The organism is Sorangium sp. So ce204 (assembly GCF_051526795.1).
GTDB classification, from domain to species: Bacteria; Myxococcota_A; Polyangia; order Polyangiales; family Polyangiaceae; genus Sorangium; species Sorangium cellulosum_B.
In genome coordinates, this window is the sequence record NZ_CP150317.1 from 1,872,158 (window position 1) to 1,890,732 (window position 18,575).

Below are 18,575 nucleotides of genomic sequence, written 5' to 3' on the forward strand. Positions count from 1 at the left end.
GGTGCGCGCTGCGGGGAGCTTTGATGAACGCACCTGTCGTCGCAGGGGACGTGATCGCCGAGAAGTACCGGGTCGACAGGATCTCGGGCAGCGGCGAGCTGGGGACGGTGGCCTTCGCGAGCCACCTCGTGCTTCCGCAGCGGGTCGCGATCGAGCTCCTGCTCGCCGACGGCGGCCCGGAGCGCGTGGAGCGCTCGCTCCGGGAGGCGCGCGCGGCGGTGGCGCTCAAGGGGGAGCACGTCGCGCGGGTGCTCGACGTCGGCCAGCTCGCCTCGGGGGTCGCGTACATCGTCACGGAGCACCTCGACGGGCAGGACCTCTCCGAGCTGCTGCGCGGCCGCGGCCGGCTCGAGCTCTCGGAGGCCATCGATTGGGTGCTGCAGGCCTGCGTGGCGGTGGCCGAGGCGCACGCCGCGGGGATCGTGCACCGCGACCTCGAGCCGGCGCGCCTGTTCCTCGCGACGACCCCCGGCGGCGCGACGCTCCTCAAGGTGCTCGGCTTCGGCGCGTCCAGGGAGCTGCCCGGCCCGAGCGACGGCGGCGCGCCGGCGCAGACGCGGGAGGATCTCGGCGCGCCGCTCTACATGTCGCCGGAGCGGATGCGATCCTCGGTCGCCGTCGACGCCCGCGCCGATGTCTGGTCGCTCGGCGCGATCCTGTACCGGCTCCTGACCGGGCGGCCGCCGTTCGAGGCGAGCTCGCTCGCCGATCTCGCGCCGCGCATCGCGAGCGCGGCGCCGGCGCTCCCGAGCGCGCTGCGGTCCGACATCCCCCCGGCCATCGACCGCGTGCTCCTCTGCTGCCTCGAGAAGGACCCGGCGCGGCGGCCCACGAGCGTGGCCGAGCTGGCGATCGCGCTCGCCCCCCACGCTTCGGCGGAGGGCCAGGATCACGTGGAGCGGGCCGCGCGGCTCCTCGGCGCGACGCTCCCGACGCGCCCCCGCGCCTCGCTCCCGACGATCGGGCTCGGGCTCAGCGCGAGGCCCCGCCCGCCCGAGAGCGCCGGACCGAGCTCGGAGGCGGGCCCGGTGACCCAGCGGTATGGCGCGTACGGCGCGCAGGACACGGGGCGGAGCAGGGCGCGCATCGCGCTGATCGCCGCCGTCGCGTCGCTGCTCGCGATCCTCGGCGTGGCCGCGACGCAGCTCAGGTGAGCCGGCGCCGGCCGAGCCGCCGCGGGCAGAGGAGCGCCGCCTCCGGCCCTCGCCGCAGGGGCACCGTCGCCGCGAGCGCGGCGGGCGTGGAGAAGCCGGAGAGCCGTCCTGTCTCCCAACGGACGCGGTCGCAGATCCTCGCGGCTATGCCGAGAAAACGTGAGATCCGCGTAGACCGGCTGTCGTAGTATCCGCCGCATGCCGCATTCTCTCCCGCATTCCGGGGGCGGTCTCGCTCCGCCCGCGCGCATCGGCAAGGTCGCATTCCTCGGGTATGGCCGCTTCGGTGCGGCGCTCGGGTCGTTGCTCCACGATGCGGGGATCTCGGTGCGCGCGTTCGACCCTTCCGCGGAGATCCGCGGCGCCGCGCGGGCCGCCTCGCTCCCGGAGCTCGTGGACGGCGCGGATCTCGTCATCGTCGCCGTCCCGGTGCCGGCGGTGCGCGAGGCCCTCCTGTCGCTGCGGCCGCACCTCACGCCGGGGCAGCTGGTGGCCGACGTGGGCAGCGTGAAGAGCGTGCCGGCGAGCGCCATGGCCGAGGTGCTCGGCGAAGGCCGGCCCTGGGTGGCGACGCACCCGCTGTTCGGTCCGGCGAGCCTCGCCCGCGGCGAGCGCCCGCTGCGCGTCGTCGTCTGCCCGAACCCCGTGCACCCGGGCGCGGTGCGCCGCGTCGTCGCGCTGTTCGAGCGGATCGGCTGTCAGGTGCTGGAGCAGGCGCCGGAGGAGCACGACCGCGTCATGGCCTTCACGCACGCGCTCGCGTTCTTCATCGCGAAGGGCATGATGGACGCGGGCGTGCCCGCTGGCGCGCCCTACGCGCCGCCCTCGTTCCAGGGCATCGCGCACACGATCGAGACGGTGCGCGTGGACGCGGGGCACCTGTTCGCCGCGCTGCACCGCGAGAACCCCTTCGCGGGCGAGGCGCGCCGCCGCCTCATCGACGCGCTCGTCGCCGTCGATCGGAGCCTCGACGTCCCGACCAAGGACGCCGCGCCCGAGGACCTCGCCGCGCTCGCGATCCCCGATCTCGGCGCGCTCTCTCCCGAGCTCCGCGAGGCGCGGGAGCTCATCGACGACCTGGATCTGGAGCTCGTCGGCCTGCTCGCGCGGAGGGCCGAGCTCGTCCAGCGCGCCGGGCGCGCCAAGGCCACGATCGGGGCGGCGGTCCGGGATCCGGTGCGCGAGGCGCGGCTGATGGAGTCGCGCCGCCGCTGCGCCGTCGAGCTCGGCCTCGACCCCGACGGCGTCGCCGAGGTCTTCGAGGTGATCCTCCGGCACTCGCGCTCGCTCCAGGAGCGGCGCTCCGCCGTCTAGCGCCCGGCGCAGGCGACGGGCTCCTCACCACCGAAACACGAGGCACACCGAGCGCGTCTTCCTCATTCCACCCCGGCGTGCTCCGGTGTAGGGTCTGCGTGCGGGGATCATGCAGCGGCGTCAGGCGCCCCCTTGTGGATACTGCAGGCGAGACCTGGGTCGCAGGTAAGACAGCGCCTCGACTACGATACGAGCTCGTCGGCGCAGCGCCGCGCACGGGAGGGGCTGGAATGGATCTGCGGAGCGGCCATGCCGGGCGGGCCGAGCGTTCCGGGGCTGAGCGTGGCCGGCCCGCGCTCCGCGCGCCCCCGGCGACCTGGTTCCCCGAGCCTCCTCGCACGGAGCGCTGGAGCGGGCTGGAGCGGACGCGGCAGACGCCGCCCGAAAGCGGTGGACACAGCCCCATTCCTGAGGATGCTGCGAGGCTGGCCGCGGCGCTGACAACGGAGCAAGGGGGGCAAGGAGACGCGGGATGAGGGCGGAAGTAGGCAGAGTCAACATCCTGATCGTTGACGACAGGCCTGAGCAGCTCCTCTCCCTGGAGGCAGTCCTCGCGCCGCTCGGCGAGAACATCGTCAAGGCGGCGTCCGGGAGGGAAGCGCTTCGCCATCTCCTTCAGGAGGAGTTCGCGGTCATCCTCCTCGACATCAAGATGCCTGAGATAGATGGGTTCGAGACGGCGACGCTCATCCGCAAGCGGCGGAGCACGCTGCACACGCCGATCATCTTCCTGACGGCGCACACCGAGCGCGTCTATGTCGAGCGCAGCTATTCGCTCGGGGCGGTCGATTACATCATGACCCCGTTCGCCCCCGAGGTCGTCCGCACCAAGGTGTCAGTCTTCGTCGACCTCTTCAAGAAGACGCAGAAGATCAAGCTCCAGGCGGAGTCGCTGCGCGCGCACGCGGAGCAGCTCCAGCGGCTCAACCGCGCCGCGCTCACGATCAACTCGGCCCTGTCGCTCGACGCCATGGTCGCGGCGATCACGGAGGCGGCCCGCGACGTCGGCGGCGCCCATCAGGCGATGACCCTCGTGAAGCTGGAGCGGCCCGGCGAGCGGGCGCGGACCGCGGTGTCGCTCTCGGAGCGGTACACGACGTTCCAGAAGGAGGCGCCTCCCCCCATCGCGGGCAAGCTGTGCGCGCTCGTCTGCGCCAGGAACAGGCCTCTCCGGCTGACGCAGCGAGAGCTCTCGCTGCACCCGGAGTGGCTGGACAACCTCGGGCAGAGGCCGCCGCCGCGGGGGTACCTCGCGGCGCCCCTCACCGCGGCCGACGGCCAGAACATCGGGACCATCCAGCTCTCGGATCGGAACGACGGCGAGTTCTCCGACGACGACGAGACCGTCCTCGTGCAGCTCGCGCAGCTCGCTTCCATCGCCATCCAGAACTGCGTGCACGCCGAGGAGCGCGAGGCGAACCGCCTGAAGGACGAGTTCCTCGCCACCCTCTCCCACGAGCTGCGCAGCCCGCTGAACGCGATCCTCGGCTGGACGCACCTCCTGCGGTCCGAGCCGTTCGATGAGCAGCGGGTGTCCCACGGGCTCGAGGTGATCGAGCGCAACGTGGCCGCGCAGACGAAGCTCATCGAGGATCTCCTCGACGTCTCGCGGGTCACGACGGGCAAGCTGAGCATCAGCGCCGCGCCGATGGCGCTCGCGCCCGTCGTGGAGACCGCCATCGACGCGATCCGCCCCGCCGCCGAGGCAAAGGGCCTCACGATCGACGTCTCGCTCGACCCCGACATCGAGGTGAACGGCGACGCGGATCGGCTGCAGCAGGTCGTCTCGAACCTCACGTCCAACGCGCTCAAGTTCACGCGTCCCGGGGACCATATCCTCGTCTCCCTCCGGCGGGCCGGCGCGACGGCGGAGCTCACGGTGCGCGACACGGGGGAGGGGATCGCGCCGGATTTCCTCCCGCTCGTCTTCGAGCGCTTTCGCCAGGCCGACAGCACGAGCCGCAGGACGCACGCGGGCCTCGGCATCGGGCTGTCCCTTGTGCGCCAGCTCGTCGAGATCCACGGCGGCTCGGTCGTGGCCGACAGCCCTGGGTTGCACAAGGGGTCCACGTTCGTGGTCCGGCTCCCGCTCCTCGGGGTCGAGCGCAGCTCGCTCCCGGCGCTCACGAGGGAGGGGCGGTCGCGCTCGCTCGCTTGCTCGGAGTCCGCGTCCAACCTCGGCGGGCTCCGCGTCCTGCTCGTCGAGGACGACGCGGACGCCAGGGAGCTCCTTCAGGAGGTGCTGTCGCAGCACCACGCCGAGGTGACGGCCGTGGCTTCGGCCCACGAGGCGCTCGCGGCGTTCTGCGCGGATCTCCCGCACGTGCTCGTGAGCGATATCGCCATGCCGGGCGAGGACGGCTATGAGCTCATCCGCGCCATCCGCCAGCGCCCGCCGCAGGCCGGCGGCGATTTGCCCGCGCTGGCCCTGACGGCCTATGCTCGCAAGGAGGACCAGAAGCGCGCGCTCGACGCCGGCTTCCACATGCACGCCACGAAGCCGATCGAGCCCGCCGCCCTCGTGGCCGCCGTGGCCAGCCTCGCGGCCCGGGCCCGCGCAGGCGACCTCCCCTGCGCCCGGGAGCGAGGGTCGAGCGAGAAGATCAACCCGTGAAGAGCGCGCGGAGACGAGGGGCCGCGGGCGCTCCATAGCGCCGCGCCTCCGCGTTCTCTGTCGCTCGCACATCCAACATGAGCTCGCCCGCTACCTTGCCCGACCCGCCAGCGATATCGGGTCTCTCCCTGGCGTGCCTGCGCTCATGAGCAGGGACGAGGATCATGGCCGATGGGCATCGGGCCTGGGACTTGCACTTCATGACGCGAACGTGTCCTCATGACCAGACAGGGAGCCGACCCATCGGGGGCCAGACGAGGCGCGTCCGCGCTGCAGTCGGGCGCTGTTCGCGTGTTGCGCGGCGCCGGCGCCGCTCCTCCAGGTCGCTCACGCGAGGAGACTTTGGCTCATGGGGCCCTCACCTCTGGAGGTCAATCCGTTATCGCGGATGAGCTGTCAGGCACAGTCGCTCTTCACGCGTCATGTTCGCCCGCGCCGATGTAGGCGAATGTGCTTGACTGGTGGGCGCTCACGGGGCGGCACCCACATGCAACGATGATGCAGTGAGACAAAAAGCTTGCGTAATCCAGTATGGTGGCCTATCGTCCACCATAACGGAATCACCACGGAGTGGACACCGGCCCATCGAACGCAGCGTGCTCATAGCGCCTTTTGAGGCGCACCTTTTGCGCGAATTTGCGTGGATTGAGTCGCTTGGCGGTGTGGAGCGGTGATCGGCGCGGGGTTCTGCCGAGTCATTCTTTGGGGGGGACAACCCAACGGAGAGAACGAACCATGAACGCTTCGAAGAGCATCTTTGCAAGCGCGCTGCTGCTAGGCGCGACCATGATGATGATCGGCGCCGGATGCGGCGATGACGGGGAGACCACCACCACCTCCACGACGACGACGAGCTCGGCGTCGGGCACGGGCGGCGAAGGCGGCGAAGGCGGCGCCGGCGGCGAGGGTGGCGCGGGTGAGGGCGGCGGCACCGGCGGCGAGGGTGGCGCGGGCGAGGGCGGCGGCACCGGCGGCGCAGGTGGCGAGGGTGGCGCGGGCGAGGGCGGCGGCACCGGTGGCGCGGGTGGCGCGGGTGGCGCCGGCGGCGAGGGTGGCGCGGGCGGCGCCTGAGACGAGCGTGTCGATAGCGGCCATCCCTCGCCGAGCCCGCGGTACGGCGGGCGGGGGATAGGCTGTTGGAGCGCCACTCATCACCTCCCGTCCCCATGCGTCTTCGCGGCTGCATGGCTCGGTCTGGCTTTGTTCGGCGCTCTATCGCGATGTGCAGGTTCGTGGGATGCTAGCTCGACCGCCAGGCCAGCGCGTTAGGCGTGCGAACGTGCGCTGAAGCGAGCCGAACGACGCGGATGAGCCCGTAGCGCACGAAGCTGCGCCGCGCTTTAGGCTCGGGCATCACGGGTGGGCTGGGAGACGGCAAGTGCTTTGTGTCTTCCCACCGTCCCGTGGTGTCCCGAGCATTTTGATTTCGGAGCATGCGCCTGTCAGCGCCGGCCTCGAGGGGCTGTGTGCAGGACGGTGTCTGCGCTGCTGCCGCGCTGCCACGTGTCTTTCGCGTTGCGGGCGTGCCTTGTTCGCACGATTGCGTTCCCCTTCGCGCTTGCACGCATCTCGGACGGAGCCAATGGCGCGCCGACGCGCCCACGCTATGCATGTTTTGCGGCCCCTCTGGTGCCGGCGTCATGGATTTTTAGAGGGGATGTCCCCTCCGCGATGTGTGTTTTGCCCACGGCGCCCCGCGCGCCTCGCTGAAGCTCTCCCCTTCTTGGCGGGGAATCCTGTCGGGCGGGACGGACGCGGACGCACCCCGCTGTAGCGGGGCTAGCGCGCCTCGTTGCAGCGCCGCAGCTCGCTCGTGGGGCTAGCGTCGCGGTTGCACGCGCGGAGCTCCTCGGTGAGGCGGGCGACCTCATCGACGAGGGCCTCGTTGCAGCGACGGAGCTCGCGCGAGGTGCTCTGCGCGTCGCGGTGGCGCAACGCGTTGTGCACGGCCACCGCCGCCTGCGATGCGAGGAGGCCGCAGAGCTCGACCTGGCCGGCGCGGAACGCGCCAGCGGTCGCGCCGTTCTCCGCGTAGAGCACGCCGGTGAGGCGGCCCTGATGCGTCATGGCGAGGCACAGGATCGATCGAAGGCCGCCCTCGAGCAGGTAAGGGTCGTCCGCGAACCGCTCGTCCATGGCCGCGCTGGTGAGGGCGATCGGCTGCTGTGTCTGGGCGACATGCTGGACGACGCTCGCGGCGAGATCGGCGGTGGACTCGAGCGGCGTCGCAGGTCCGAGGCGGACCCCTCCGCGGTCGCCGTCGAGCTCGGCCTCGATGGTCAGCGCGCCGTCGCGCGCGAGGAGCAGCACAGCGCGCTGCGCCCCCGCGCTCTCGCTCAGGGCCCGGAGGAGCCGCTCGAAGAGGCGCTCCAGGACGAGCTCCCCGCAGAGCGCGCGCGAGACGCGGAGGAGGGCGAACGCGTCGAGCGACGTGGGGCGCTCCGTGCTCGCCGGGAGCGCGGACTCCGGCGGACGGCTCTGCTGCCCGACGAGCGCGGCGCGCGCCACAAGGTGCGGGTACTTTCGCGACAGCTGTCGCGCTTTGGCCTGCGCGCCCCACCGCAGATAGCCCTCGTGGGCGTCGGCCATGTAGACGTGGGCGATCCTCTCCCTGCCGCTCGCCAGGTGGAACTTCGCGCAGAGCTCGCTGGCGAGCGCCTCGTCCCGGACGAAACCGTTCACCTTCGCCGACTCGATCGCCTGATCGTAGAGCTTCATCGCCGCGAGCTCCTCGCCCGCGGCGCGCGCGGACTCCGCGCGGAGGAGGAGGTGCTTGTGACGGTAGTTGTCCGGGCACCGCTCGGCCCACTCCGAGAACCGATCCCGGTAGCTCGCCACCGAGACGGTGGTCAGCTGCCGGCCGCGCGCCAGCGCGGGCGAGAGCAGCGTCAGGCAGGTGTAGAAGAACACCTCGGTCGCGAGGTGATCGTCGACGCCGCCCTGCATCCTCGCCTCGGCGAGCGAGCCCATCCGCAGCGCCCCTTCATAGTCCTCGTTGAGGAAGCAGATCTGCTGCCGCAGCGCGTAGTGGATGCGCGCGGCGGCGCCGTGCGCCGGCGCCGAGAGCTTCGCTTCATCCCCTGCGTCGTCGAGAGCGCCGTGGCTGGGCGGGCGTGACGCGCCGGCGCGCGTCGCGTCCATCAGGTCGTCGAGCGCGCGGCGCACCCCGGTCAGCGCGAGGGCGGCGAGCTCCTCCCGCGCGCGCCGCACCAGCGAGAGGAACCCATCGACCTCGGCCCGCACCGCCTCGCACTCGTCGCCGAGCCCGAATCGAACGAGCGCGGTGTGGACGCACGCCTGGGAGAGGTAGGTGAGATCGCCCGTCCTGTGCCCCGCCTCGAGCGCGGCCTGGAAGAGATCGAGGCTGGAAAGGAGGTGATCGGTGAAGACGCTGACGTGGGCCCCGAGCACGACGCGCAGCCGGCAGGAGAGCTCTGGCTGTCCGGACCGCTCGTTCATCTCGAGCGCGAGCTGGCCGAGCTCGTAGGCCTCGTCGTAGCGGCGGAGCACCCGCGCGGCGACCCAGGCGTAGGCCATGAAGCCGTACGGGGAAGCTCCGCCGTGGCCGCGCTCCAGCGACAGGTTGACCTGCCTGGCCGCGATGAACGTGCAGAGCGGCGGGTTCACCGTTGCGGCGGGGAGCATGAGGGCCATGAGGAGCCGGAGCGCCGCGCGGGTCCGGGCGTCCGACGCCTCGGGCTCGTCGAGCAGATCCTTGAGCCGGCGCGTGCCGAGCGCGGCGCGCGCGGCCGCGAGCTCGGCGTCCGCCGCCGCCTTCCGCCCCGGCCCGTCCTCGGGGAGGGGGACGCCGAGCATCGCGAGGGCCGTCTTTCCGAGCGCCACCGCCTCGTCGAGCCGGCCCTGGGTCGTGTACACGGCGATGCGCAGCTCGTGCGCCCTGGCCCGCTCGAGATCCGAGCGCGCCTCCGCCGCGAGCACGTCGAGCAGCGCCTCGGCGCGATCGAGCCGGCCGCCGAGGTGCGCGCACTCGGCCGCCTCCGCGTGCAGCGAGAAGGCGATCTCGTGGTCTCGCTTGAAGCTCCCGTCTGGCAGCGCCGCGATCCCGGCCTCGAAGAGATCGGCGGCCGCCGGGGTCGCGCCCCGCTCCCTCGCCTTGCGGCCCGCGGCGAGGTTCATCGCGGCGAGCGCCGCCCGCTCGCGCGGCTCGACGATCAAGGGCGCGCCGAGGTTCAGGTGGTGCGCGGCCTCGAAGAGCGCCTCGTCCGAGCGCTCGCGCTGCGATCGCGCCTCGGCCATGCGCCCGAGGCGCAGGTGGACCGCGCGCCGCTCCGCGTCAGGGAGGGCGGCGTAGGCGTCGATGTCGACCTTCAGCACCTGCGCACGCGCGGTGCGCTCGTCAGCGGGCTTGCAGAGCAACTTCATCGCCATCTCCGAGGCGATCGCGGGGGGCGCCGGCGGCGAAGGCGGGGCTTTCGCGGGGGGGCCGCGCAGTCGCGCCTTCGCTCGCAGGGAGCTCCGTCGTGATCGTAGATGGATAGGGGGTCATGGAGCGGCCGGCGCCCGCGGTCGCGGGCTCCTCCAGCGGGAATACGTCCGCCGGAGTCGGGTGGCAGCATCCTACCTTAAGTGGGCGTGGGTGCGCTACGGTGGTAGACGCCCGTCTTTCCGGTCTGCGCGCGCCGCCGGCCACCCGGGGAGCCGGGGGAGGGCGGCCTCGGGGTCCGCGCGAGCGCCCCGCCCGCGGCTCGCGGCGCCGCCCGGCGTCAGGGCCGCCCCGGCGTCAGGGCCTTGCGCGCGAGCGACCCGCCCCATCGCCTGCGCCTTTGCCGGGCCGGGCGGCGTTCAAGATGCCAGTCGCCCGCGCCTCGACGGCAGCGGCGAGCGACTCGGCCAGATCTCGACCATCGGTGATCTGGATCCGGAACAGGCCGTGTCCAGGGCGAGAGATGCTTTATCCATCTCTGTCGGCGCGCGCCTGCCAGTGCGTGAGTCCATCGACCGCGCGACCGGGGTCGAAGGGTCGGTTCGCCCGGGAATGACGGTGTGAAGGCGGTGTGAAGACGGTGTGAAGAGGACATGAGGCGGCGCTGGACGAACGCGTCCTCCCGCCCCGGATGAGCCCGCATCCATCGAGAAAAGTTTGGAGTTTTCAACTTCGCGAGAAGCTTGAAAGGCGCGGGCCATGGTCCGCATCCTGCAGTGTTTCCAGTGTGCCCGCGTCGAGGCGGGAGAGGAGATGCAGTATGTGGTCTGTCTTGAGAGCACGGAGCGCCCTCTGCGGCGTCATCTGCTGTGGCGCCGGGTGTATGTCCTCGGAGGCTGCGGACGTCGTGGCGGAGGGCGAACCGGGAGGCGACAGCGGCGGTGCGGCGCGGGCGAACGCGGAGCACGGCTCGCCTCCCGGGATGTGCGAGATGGGGGCAGTCGGTCCCGGGGGCGTGTGCCTGGGTGCCGCGGTCGCACCCGGCGGGCGGTCGGCCGGCGCGGCCGGGCTCGGCGACGGCGAGCGGGCCGAGCGGGCGTGTCGGCAGAGAGCGTTCAGCCGGCAGTATCCTGGCAAGGGCGCGACCCTGCGCGGCTTCACGATCGACGGCGCCGGCCGCGCGCTGCTCGCCGGCTCCTTCGATGGGGAGCTGACGTTCGGCGGCACCCGGCTGCGGAGCGCGGGCGCGACGGACGCCTTCGTGGCCGAGCTCGACGCGTGCGGCGCTCCGCTCTGGAGCAAGCAGTTCGGCGACGGCACGGCGCAGAGCGCCATCGACGTGGCCGCGAGCGGCGGGGGGCAGTCGCTCGTGCTCGGCGATTTCTCCGGCACGGTCCGCTTCGGCGCGCACCGGCTCACGGCGGCGTCGCCCTCGGGCGCGGACCTGTTCCTCGCGAAGCTCGGCCCGCGCGGCGCGGCGAGCTGGGCGGCGCAGATCTCCGCGGAGGAGGACGCGATCCTGATCGGCACGGCGCTCGCCGCCGATGGTCGCGGCGGCGCGCTCGTGCTCGGCAGGCTGGAGGGGGCCGCGAAGGTCGCCGGCGCGCGGATCGAGCGGCGGGCCATCGGCTCCTTCGTCGTCCGGCTCGACGCCTCGGGTCGCTTCGCGTGGGTCAGCCTGCCGCCGAGCGGCTCCGACAGCGAGGAGATCGGCATCGAGGTCGACCGCGACGGGAACGCGCTCCTCGCGAGCCAGGACGGGCGGGGCACGGCGACGTTCGTGACCAAGCTGGACCGGAACGGAGAGCTCGTGTGGCACAAGCGGTTCCGTGGCTCGCCGGATCAGCTCGAGGAGGCGTACGACCTCGCCGTGGATCCAGAAGGCGCCGCGCTGCTCTCCGGCAGCGGCGTCTTCGGCGAGCCCGATCTGCCGGGCGGCCCGCGGCCGTTCGTCGCCAAGATCGGCCCGGATGGCCGTGTGATCTGGGTGAAGCGCTTCGACGCACGGAGCCCCCGCCGCGTCACGGCGAGCGGCGAGCGCGTGGTGCTGGCCGGCGATGCGCTGTGCGGGTCGGCGGATGAGCCGGCGTCGTGCAGCGCGTGGGCCGCCGGGCTCAGCTCCAGCGGAGAGGAGCAGTGGACCCGGCGCATCGGCGCGGACGTCCACGTCTCCGGGCTGGAGATGGACCCGTGGGAGAGCCCGATGCTGGCCGGGTCCTTCCAGGGCACGATGGCGCTCGGGGGCGAACGCCTCTCCAGCGACCAGGGCGCGCTCTTCCTGACCCGCTTGCCGGACCCGGGCTGACCGCGCGCGGGCGCTCGGGTTTCTCCCGGAGAGAGCGCCTGGAAAGCGCCCGGCGTCGGCAGGCGGCGCGGCGCGGGCCCGGCTCACACGCCGAGCGCGCGGCGGACGGCGGCGACGATCTCCTCGGGGTTGCCGCCGACGTCGACGCGGATCGCGTCCTCGGGCGGCTCCAGCGCGGCGAGCTGCGTCGAGAGGAGGCCGGGGGGCATGAAGTGATCCTTGCGCGCCGAGAGGCGCGCGGCGATCAGCGCTGGATCGCCGATCAGGTGCACGAGGCGCATCCGCGCGGGGTCGACGAGCAGCTGCGCGCGGTGCGCCGCCTTGAGCGCCGAGCAGGCGATCACGGCGCCGCGCCCCTCGTCGAGGAGCTCTCGGATGCGCGCGGTGAGCGCCGCGATCCACGGCGCGCGATCCCGATCGTCGAGCGGCTTGCCGGCGCGCATCTTCTCGATGTTGGCGGCGGGGTGGAAGTCGTCGGCGTCGACGAGCTCCCATCCGAGCTCGCGCGCAAGGCGCGCCCCGACCGTCGTCTTCCCGGCGCCGCTCACGCCCATCACGAGCACGATCACGGGCGCCGCGCCTCTCCGATGGCTGTCTCTCGAGCTCTCCGCATGGTGGGAGCCATCCTATCATGGGCGGTTCGGCACGCCCCCTGCTGCGCCGGGCGCATGCGTAGGCCTCCGATCCCCGTGGTCCTGTTGCCATTTTCCCTGCTCTGCGCCGGTTGCTCCTCCGGCGGCGCCGAGCCGGAGCCGCGGCCCGGGTGCGCCGATCCGGGCACCGCGGGCTGCGTCGTCGCCTCGGACAGGCAGCGGGCCCGCGCCCCTCGGGTGCCAGAGGCCGACGCCAGGGAGCTCGCCCTCGGCAACACGGCGTTCGCGCTCGATCTCTACCGCCGGATCGGCGCCGCGCCGGGCAACCTCTTCTGTTCGCCGCACAGCGTGTCGAGCGCGCTGGCGATGACGACCGCCGGCGCGCGCGGGGAGACGGCGGAGCAGATGGCGCGCGCGCTGCGCTTCACGCTGCCGCAAGCGCGGCTCCACCCGGCGTTCAACGCGCTCGATCTCGCGCTCGCGCGCCGCGGCGAGGGCGCCGAGGGGCAGGACGGCAAGGGGTTCCGGCTCCACGTGGCCAACGCGATCTGGGGGCAGGTCGGCTCCGCGTTCGTGCCGTCGTTCCTCGACGTGCTGGCGGAGAGCTACGGGGCCGGGCTGCACGTCGTCGACTTCGTCCAGGCGCCCGATGAGGCGCGGGAGATCATCAATGGCTGGGTGGCCGAGCGCACCGCGGGCCGCATCGAGGACATCCTGCCTGAAGGCGCCCTCGGGCCCTCGACCCGGCTCGTGCTGACGAACGCCATCTACTTCAACGCTGCCTGGCAGCTTCCGTTCAAGGAGGAGGAGACGACTCCGGGGAGCTTCACCCTGGCGGACGGCTCCACGGTGTCCGTTCCGATGATGACCAACCACGCGCAGGTCCGTTATGGCGAGGGCGACGGCTACGAGGCGCTGGAGCTGCCCTACGACGGCGGCGAGCTGTCGATGGTGCTCGTGCTGCCGTCGGAGCTCGGGGGCTTCGAGGCGGGGCTCGATCGGGAGCGGCTGGAGGGCGTCCTCGCCTCCCTCGGGTCGCGGAGCGTCACGATGGCGCTGCCGCGGTTCAAGATCGCCTCGACCCTGGATCTCGCCCGGCCGCTCGAGGATCTTGGGATGCCCGCCGCCTTCTCAGATCGCGCGGATTTCTCGGGGATCGACGGCCAGGGCGGCCTGTTCATCACCGATGTGCTCCACGAAGCGTTCGTCTCCGTGAACGAGGCGGGCACCGAGGCGGCGGCGGCGACCGCGATGGTGATCGGCGAGACGTCGGCGCCCGAGCCCGCCACCATCCGCTTCGACCGCCCGTTCCTCTTCGTCATCCGGGATCGCGCGACGAGCGCGATCCTGTTCGTCGGCCGCGTGGCCGACCCGTCCAGGTAAGAGCGCCGGGTCCGGGCGAGCGAGGCATCCCGCGACAGGCGTTGCACCCTGTCCCGTGGCGCCGCATGCCTGCCGCGCGAGCCCTGCTCAGTAGAGGCGGGGGACGAGCCGCGCGGACGTCCGGCGCGCGTAGTCGTCGTATTCCGGAAAGGTGTCGCGCAGCACGCGCTCCTCGTAGCCCATGCGGATGACCTGCAGGATCATCTCGACCGTGTAGATCAGGACCGCGGCGATGGACGGATAGATCAAGATGATCCCCGTCCCCTGGATCAGGGTGGCGAGATAGACCGGGTGGCGCACGAGCCGGTAGGGGCCATTGGTGATGAGCCGTCGCGCCTCCGGCATGACGCTGAACGACTTGCCCAGCCACCCGATGCTGACCACGGCGAGCCCCATTCCAGCGATGATGAACAGCGTGCCAACCACCTGACGGCCGGGCATCGGCGGGGCCTTGGGCAGCCATGCGATGCTCGCCGGCAGCAGGCCGGCGGCGAGCGCGGTGATGCGAGGTACGATGCCGCTCAGCTTGCGTACAGGGCGGAGGCGAACGAGCGTCAACGTCGCGACGAGCAGCAGGTAGGCCTCGGTGGCCACGAGCGAGGCCACCGTCGTCCCGTACGTGAGCCCCCTGGGCCCGCTCCAGAGAAACAGGTGAGCATAGAGTTCGCGCCCGACGAACAGGGCGTTATGGAGCATGAGGACGGCGAGCGGCAGCCGCATCGCGAGGTCGTAGAGCACCGCGCCATTCATTGTATTCCCCCTTACCTCGCATCGTGAGAGGGGGCGCGAGCGAGGTCAAGCCAGCGGGGCTTTCGCCGCGTCGGATCCATCATCCATCCACCGCGGGCGCAGCGCGCTTCGACGACGGCGGGGCCGCGGGACGATCGAGGTCTGTCGGAGACAGCGCCTGCGGGGGAGAAGGAGAGTTCAGCCGTATCGGGGCTTGCGGAGGAACACGGTGGTGCACGGGGAAGGCGTATCCGGAGAGACGGGGAGATAGGGATGTCTCGTCGACGATTCCACGCTTCCACGTGCGCCATCGACCCTCGGAGGGCCGCGGTGTTCAGCTGGCCCGCCCGCCTGGGCGTTCACACCGCCTCGACCATCCTCTCCACCGCATCGCTGATCTCCCGCTCGTCCAGCGCCGCGAACCCGAGCCGCAGGAAGGGGCGCTTCTTGCCGTCGAACGCGAACCGCCGCCCCGCGGAGAACGCCACCTTCCGCGCGAGCGCGCGCTCGGCCCAGGCGTCCGCGTCGATCGCGGCGTCCACCTTGGCCCACAGGGCCATCCCGCCGGCTGGCACGGCGAAGTCGAGCGCGCCGGGGAGCCGCGCGCGCAGGGACGCGACGAGCCGATCGCGCCGCGCCCGGTAGGCGCGGCGCGGCGCGCGCGCTGCGCGTGGCGCTGCACCTCGCCGTCCTCGAGGAGCTCGGCGACGGCGCGCTCCACGGCGTGGTCGCCCTGCCGGTCGACGAAGGTGCGGTGGAGGGAGAGGCGCTCGATCAGCGGCTCGGGGGCGACCACGAAGCCGATCCGGAGCCCGGGGGCGAGGATCTTGGACAGGGTGCCGATGTAGACGACGACGCCGGCCGTGTCCGCGCTGGCGAGCGGCAGCACCGGGCGGCCGTCGTAGTGGAACTCGTGATCGTAGTCGTCCTCGAGGATCGCGATCCGGCGGGCCCGGCAGAGCTCGAGGAGCGCGATGCGCCTGCCGGGCGCGAGCACCGCGGTCGTGGGGTACTGGTGGTGCGGGGTGACGTAGACGGCGCGCAGGCGCTCCCGCTCGGCGAGCTCGGAGAGCGCGTCGACGGAGAGGCCCGCGGCGTCGACCGGCAGCGGGAGGAGCCGCGCGCCGGCGAGGCGGAGCGCCTCCCACGCGGGGCGGTAACCGTAGGACTCGACGGCGACCGCGTCGCCCGGCGCGATCAGGGCGCGCGAGACGAGGTCGAGCGCCATCTGGCTGCCGCGCGTGACGAGGACCGACTCCGGCCCTGCGGCGAGGCCGCGCACCGCCGAGAGCATCGCGGCGAGGGCGGCGCGGAGGCGCTCGTCGCCGCGCGGATCGGCGTAGTCGAGCAGCCGCGTCGACCCGGCGCGCAGCGCGCGGCGGTAGGCGCGCGCGAGCGCCGCGGTCGGGACGAGGCGCATGTCGGGGAGGCCGCCGCTCATGCGGAGCGTGCCGGGCGGGATGATGGGCACGTGCCGGAGCGAGGTCGCGCCGAGATCGAAGCCGAGCCGCGCCGGCACCTCCGCCCGCGCGGCCGCGCGCCGGGCGAAGCCGCGGGGCGCCGGCGCCGGCAGCTCCGCCGAGACGAAGGTGCCGCGCGCGGCGCTGGCCTCGATCCAGCCCTCGGCGGCGAGCTCGCGGTACGCGGCGAGCACGGTGTTGCGATGGACCGACAGGGACCGCGCGAGCGCGCGGCTGCCCGGCAGCTCGGCGCCGGCGCGGAGCCGGCCGCGGCGGATGTCGTCGGCGAGGGCGCGCGCGATCTGGAGGAAGATCGGCTGCGGCGCGGCGGGATCGACCGCGAGGGCGAGCTCCCAGGGCATGCCAGCTGGTCTAGCAGAAATCGGCGAACCGGATCTTTCGAGAGTACCAGGTGCGCGCCAACCTCGGTCCATGCGCAGGGAGATGTTTCGCATGGAGAGGGCGGAGGCCGAGGCGCTCCTCGGTCTCGCGGAGGTGGTCCACCTGGCGTCGACGACGGCCGAGGGCGAGCCGGTCTTGAGGACGGTGCACGGCGTCGTGGTCCGGGGCGCGATCGCGTTCCACGGCGCGCCCGTGGGCGAGAAGATCGAGGCCGTCGGCCGGCCCGCGGTGGTGTCGTGCGAGCAGGTCGTCGCGTCGATCCCGAGCTACTTCACCGATCCGGAGCGGGCGTGCCCGGCGACGACGCTCTACCGGAGCGCGCAGGTCCACGGGGTGATCGAGCGCGTGGACGATCCGGATCACAAGGCCGAGGTGCTGGAGGCGCTGATGCAGAAGTACCAGCCCGAGGGCGGGTACACGCCGCTCGACGCGTCGAGCCCGCTCTACCGCAAGGCGATCGCCGGGATCCTCGTGCTCGCGGTCCCGCTGTCGCGGCTCGACGGCAAGGCGAAGCTCGCGCAGAACCGGACGCCCGAGGAGCGGGCGCGGATCCTCACGAAGCTCTGGGAGCGGGGTGCGCCGGGCGATCCCGCGGCGATCGAGCTGCTCCGCGGCGCTTGCCCGGACACGCCGGTGCCCGGGTTCCTGGAGGCGCCGGCGGGCTGCGTGCTCGCGTGCGCGCTGGGCCCGCGCGACGTGGCCGAGGCGGTCGATCTGCTGGAGGGCGGCTACTGGAACCAGGGCGTGTCGCGCGAGGCGATCGCGCGGGCGCTGCTCGGCTCGTCGGCGTGGGTGGGCGCGCGCGACGCGGCGGCCCGGCTCGTGGCGACGGCGCGGGCGATCAGCGACGGGAGCAGGCGCGCGTGGATGTACGACGTGATGGTCGCGCCCTCGCTGCGGGGCCGCGGCGTGGGCGAGGCGGTGGTGCGGCTGCTGCTCGGGCATCCCGCGCTCCGCGGCGCGAGCCACGTCCACCTGGGCACCCAGGACGCGCACTCGTTCTACGCGCGGTTCGGCTTCCGCGACCGCGCGGCGCTGCCGCCGCGGCCGTTCACGTCGACGGAGATGCAGCTCGTCCGCGCGTGAAGCGGCGCTCGGGCGCGCGACGGGGCCGTGCGGCTGCGCGGCGGCGGCTCACGGGACGCATGGCGCATTCCGTAACAAACGATGACGATGTGTGCCACGCACGTTGGTGTGCACGACGCGAGATGCCGCGGTTTCGTCGATGTCCGTGCCGGCACACCCGTTGCGTATTCGCCGTCGCATGGGACGCACGTTATCCGCGTTTGCTGTTGCGCTCATGGCTCTCGCACCGGTCTGCACGACGATCGCGTGCGGTCCTGCTGCTCGCCCGTTCAACGACGACTACCTCGGGGGCAACGACGACGACCCCAGGGGCGACGACGACCCCACGGGCAACGACGATCCCATGGGCAACGACGACGACCCCACGGGCAACGACGAGCCCATGGGCAACGACGACGACCCGGCGAACCCAGAGCAGACTTCCGTCTGCGAGCCTCGACAGGCCGGGATTTCGGCTGATTTCGAGCTCATTGTGGAGGATTGGCCGAAAGAGCCGTCCGATGTCTATGATTACAATCTCGCCGCGCCCTGCCAGGTGGAGGCAGCCAGCGCAGCGTCGCGCGACCTCGCGTGTACGTCCGCAGACGGCACGGTGCACGGCCTGACGCTCACCATTTCCAATCCGCACATCCTCGGTGCCATTCCGGCGAGCGGTCCCGTGTTCCTCCGGGCGGCGCGATATGCCGAGTTCGACGCGGTCTATCAGTGGTTCGAGGTGCGCGCCGGCTCCGATGTCACGGGCGCGCTGCTCGCGGGAGGCGTTCGCGCTTCGAGCTGGACCCCTGAAGGCTACTTCGCGCCGATCTCGATGTTGCCGGCCACCGGAGAAGGATGTCCCCTAGAAATTCGAGATGAATACCGGAGCAGCCGCAGATCCCGGATCTCGTTCCGGGTCGGCGGTGTGCCCGGCGCCTCGATTCTCGACGGTCACGAAGGTGATATCGACGCGAGCGGGGCATACCGCGCGATCGTGGGCACGAGCGTGGACAACTACGCGCGCGGCCCTGACGCCTACCTCCCGAGCGACGATCCGAGCTACGCTGATGAGTGGCGTGTCTTGATTGGCGCAAAAGCGAACGATGGCCCCTAGAACTTCGCCTGGGGCGCGCGGCCACGCCACCGACGCGACCGCCGCGGCGTCGGTCGGCCAC

The 18,575-nt window shown here is 72.4% G+C and carries 11 protein-coding genes and 1 pseudogene; 8 read left to right on the top strand and 4 right to left on the bottom strand.

Annotated elements, in window-relative coordinates; all coding sequences use genetic code 11:
• Positions 1–23 precede the first annotated feature (23 nt).
• The 4 genes from WMF22_RS06990 to WMF22_RS07005 all read left to right on the top strand — a co-directional run bounded on the left by WMF22_RS06990 (position 24) and on the right by WMF22_RS07005 (position 6,153).
• Positions 24–1,154: a serine/threonine-protein kinase gene (locus WMF22_RS06990; RefSeq protein ID WP_437298324.1), complete on the top strand. Its 1,131-nt coding sequence runs from the start codon at positions 24–26 to the stop codon at positions 1,152–1,154.
• 198 nt (positions 1,155–1,352) lie between these two features.
• Positions 1,353–2,468, top strand: a complete 1,116-nt coding sequence (locus WMF22_RS06995) for a prephenate dehydrogenase/arogenate dehydrogenase family protein (protein WP_438035263.1) — start codon at positions 1,353–1,355, stop codon at positions 2,466–2,468.
• A gap of 472 nt (positions 2,469–2,940) precedes the next feature.
• Positions 2,941–5,082 (top strand): response regulator, encoded by a 2,142-nt coding sequence (locus tag WMF22_RS07000; protein ID WP_437298326.1) that lies wholly within the window; start codon positions 2,941–2,943, stop codon positions 5,080–5,082.
• Between the two features lie 735 nt (positions 5,083–5,817).
• The gene (locus tag WMF22_RS07005) at positions 5,818–6,153 is read left to right on the top strand and encodes a hypothetical protein (protein ID WP_437298327.1); all 336 of its coding nucleotides are present in this window, start codon (positions 5,818–5,820) and stop codon (positions 6,151–6,153) included.
• A 708-nt stretch (positions 6,154–6,861) separates the two neighbouring features.
• Here WMF22_RS07005 and WMF22_RS07010 read toward each other — a convergent pair.
• Positions 6,862–9,465 (bottom strand): GAF domain-containing protein, encoded by a 2,604-nt coding sequence (locus WMF22_RS07010; RefSeq protein WP_437298328.1) that lies wholly within the window; start codon positions 9,463–9,465, stop codon positions 6,862–6,864.
• 884 nt (positions 9,466–10,349) lie between these two features.
• Here WMF22_RS07010 and WMF22_RS07015 point away from each other — a divergent pair.
• Positions 10,350–11,771, top strand: a complete 1,422-nt coding sequence (locus WMF22_RS07015; RefSeq protein ID WP_437298329.1) for a hypothetical protein — start codon at positions 10,350–10,352, stop codon at positions 11,769–11,771.
• A gap of 83 nt (positions 11,772–11,854) precedes the next feature.
• Here WMF22_RS07015 and WMF22_RS07020 read toward each other — a convergent pair whose 3' ends face one another.
• A complete protein-coding gene (locus tag WMF22_RS07020; RefSeq protein WP_437298330.1) occupies positions 11,855–12,340 on the bottom strand; it encodes a gluconokinase in 486 nt (161 codons plus the stop codon).
• Positions 12,341–12,439: 99 nt separating this feature from the next.
• Here WMF22_RS07020 and WMF22_RS07025 point away from each other — a divergent pair, with 99 nt between their 5' ends.
• Positions 12,440–13,747: a serpin family protein gene (locus WMF22_RS07025; RefSeq protein WP_438035264.1), complete on the top strand. Its 1,308-nt coding sequence runs from the start codon at positions 12,440–12,442 to the stop codon at positions 13,745–13,747.
• Between the two features lie 87 nt (positions 13,748–13,834).
• Here the strand turns inward: WMF22_RS07025 and WMF22_RS07030 are convergent, their stop codons facing one another.
• Positions 13,835–14,485 (bottom strand): methyltransferase family protein, encoded by a 651-nt coding sequence (locus WMF22_RS07030; protein WP_438035265.1) that lies wholly within the window; start codon positions 14,483–14,485, stop codon positions 13,835–13,837.
• 350 nt (positions 14,486–14,835) lie between these two features.
• A pseudogene (locus WMF22_RS07035) lies at positions 14,836–16,298 on the bottom strand (PLP-dependent aminotransferase family protein).
• A 91-nt stretch (positions 16,299–16,389) separates the two neighbouring features.
• Here WMF22_RS07035 and WMF22_RS07040 point away from each other — a divergent pair.
• Entirely contained in the window at positions 16,390–17,424 is a 1,035-nt protein-coding gene (locus tag WMF22_RS07040) for a GNAT family N-acetyltransferase (protein WP_438035266.1), read from the top strand.
• Between the two features lie 139 nt (positions 17,425–17,563).
• A complete protein-coding gene (locus WMF22_RS07045; protein ID WP_438035267.1) occupies positions 17,564–18,514 on the top strand; it encodes a hypothetical protein in 951 nt (316 codons plus the stop codon).
• Positions 18,515–18,575: the final 61 nt, after the last annotated feature.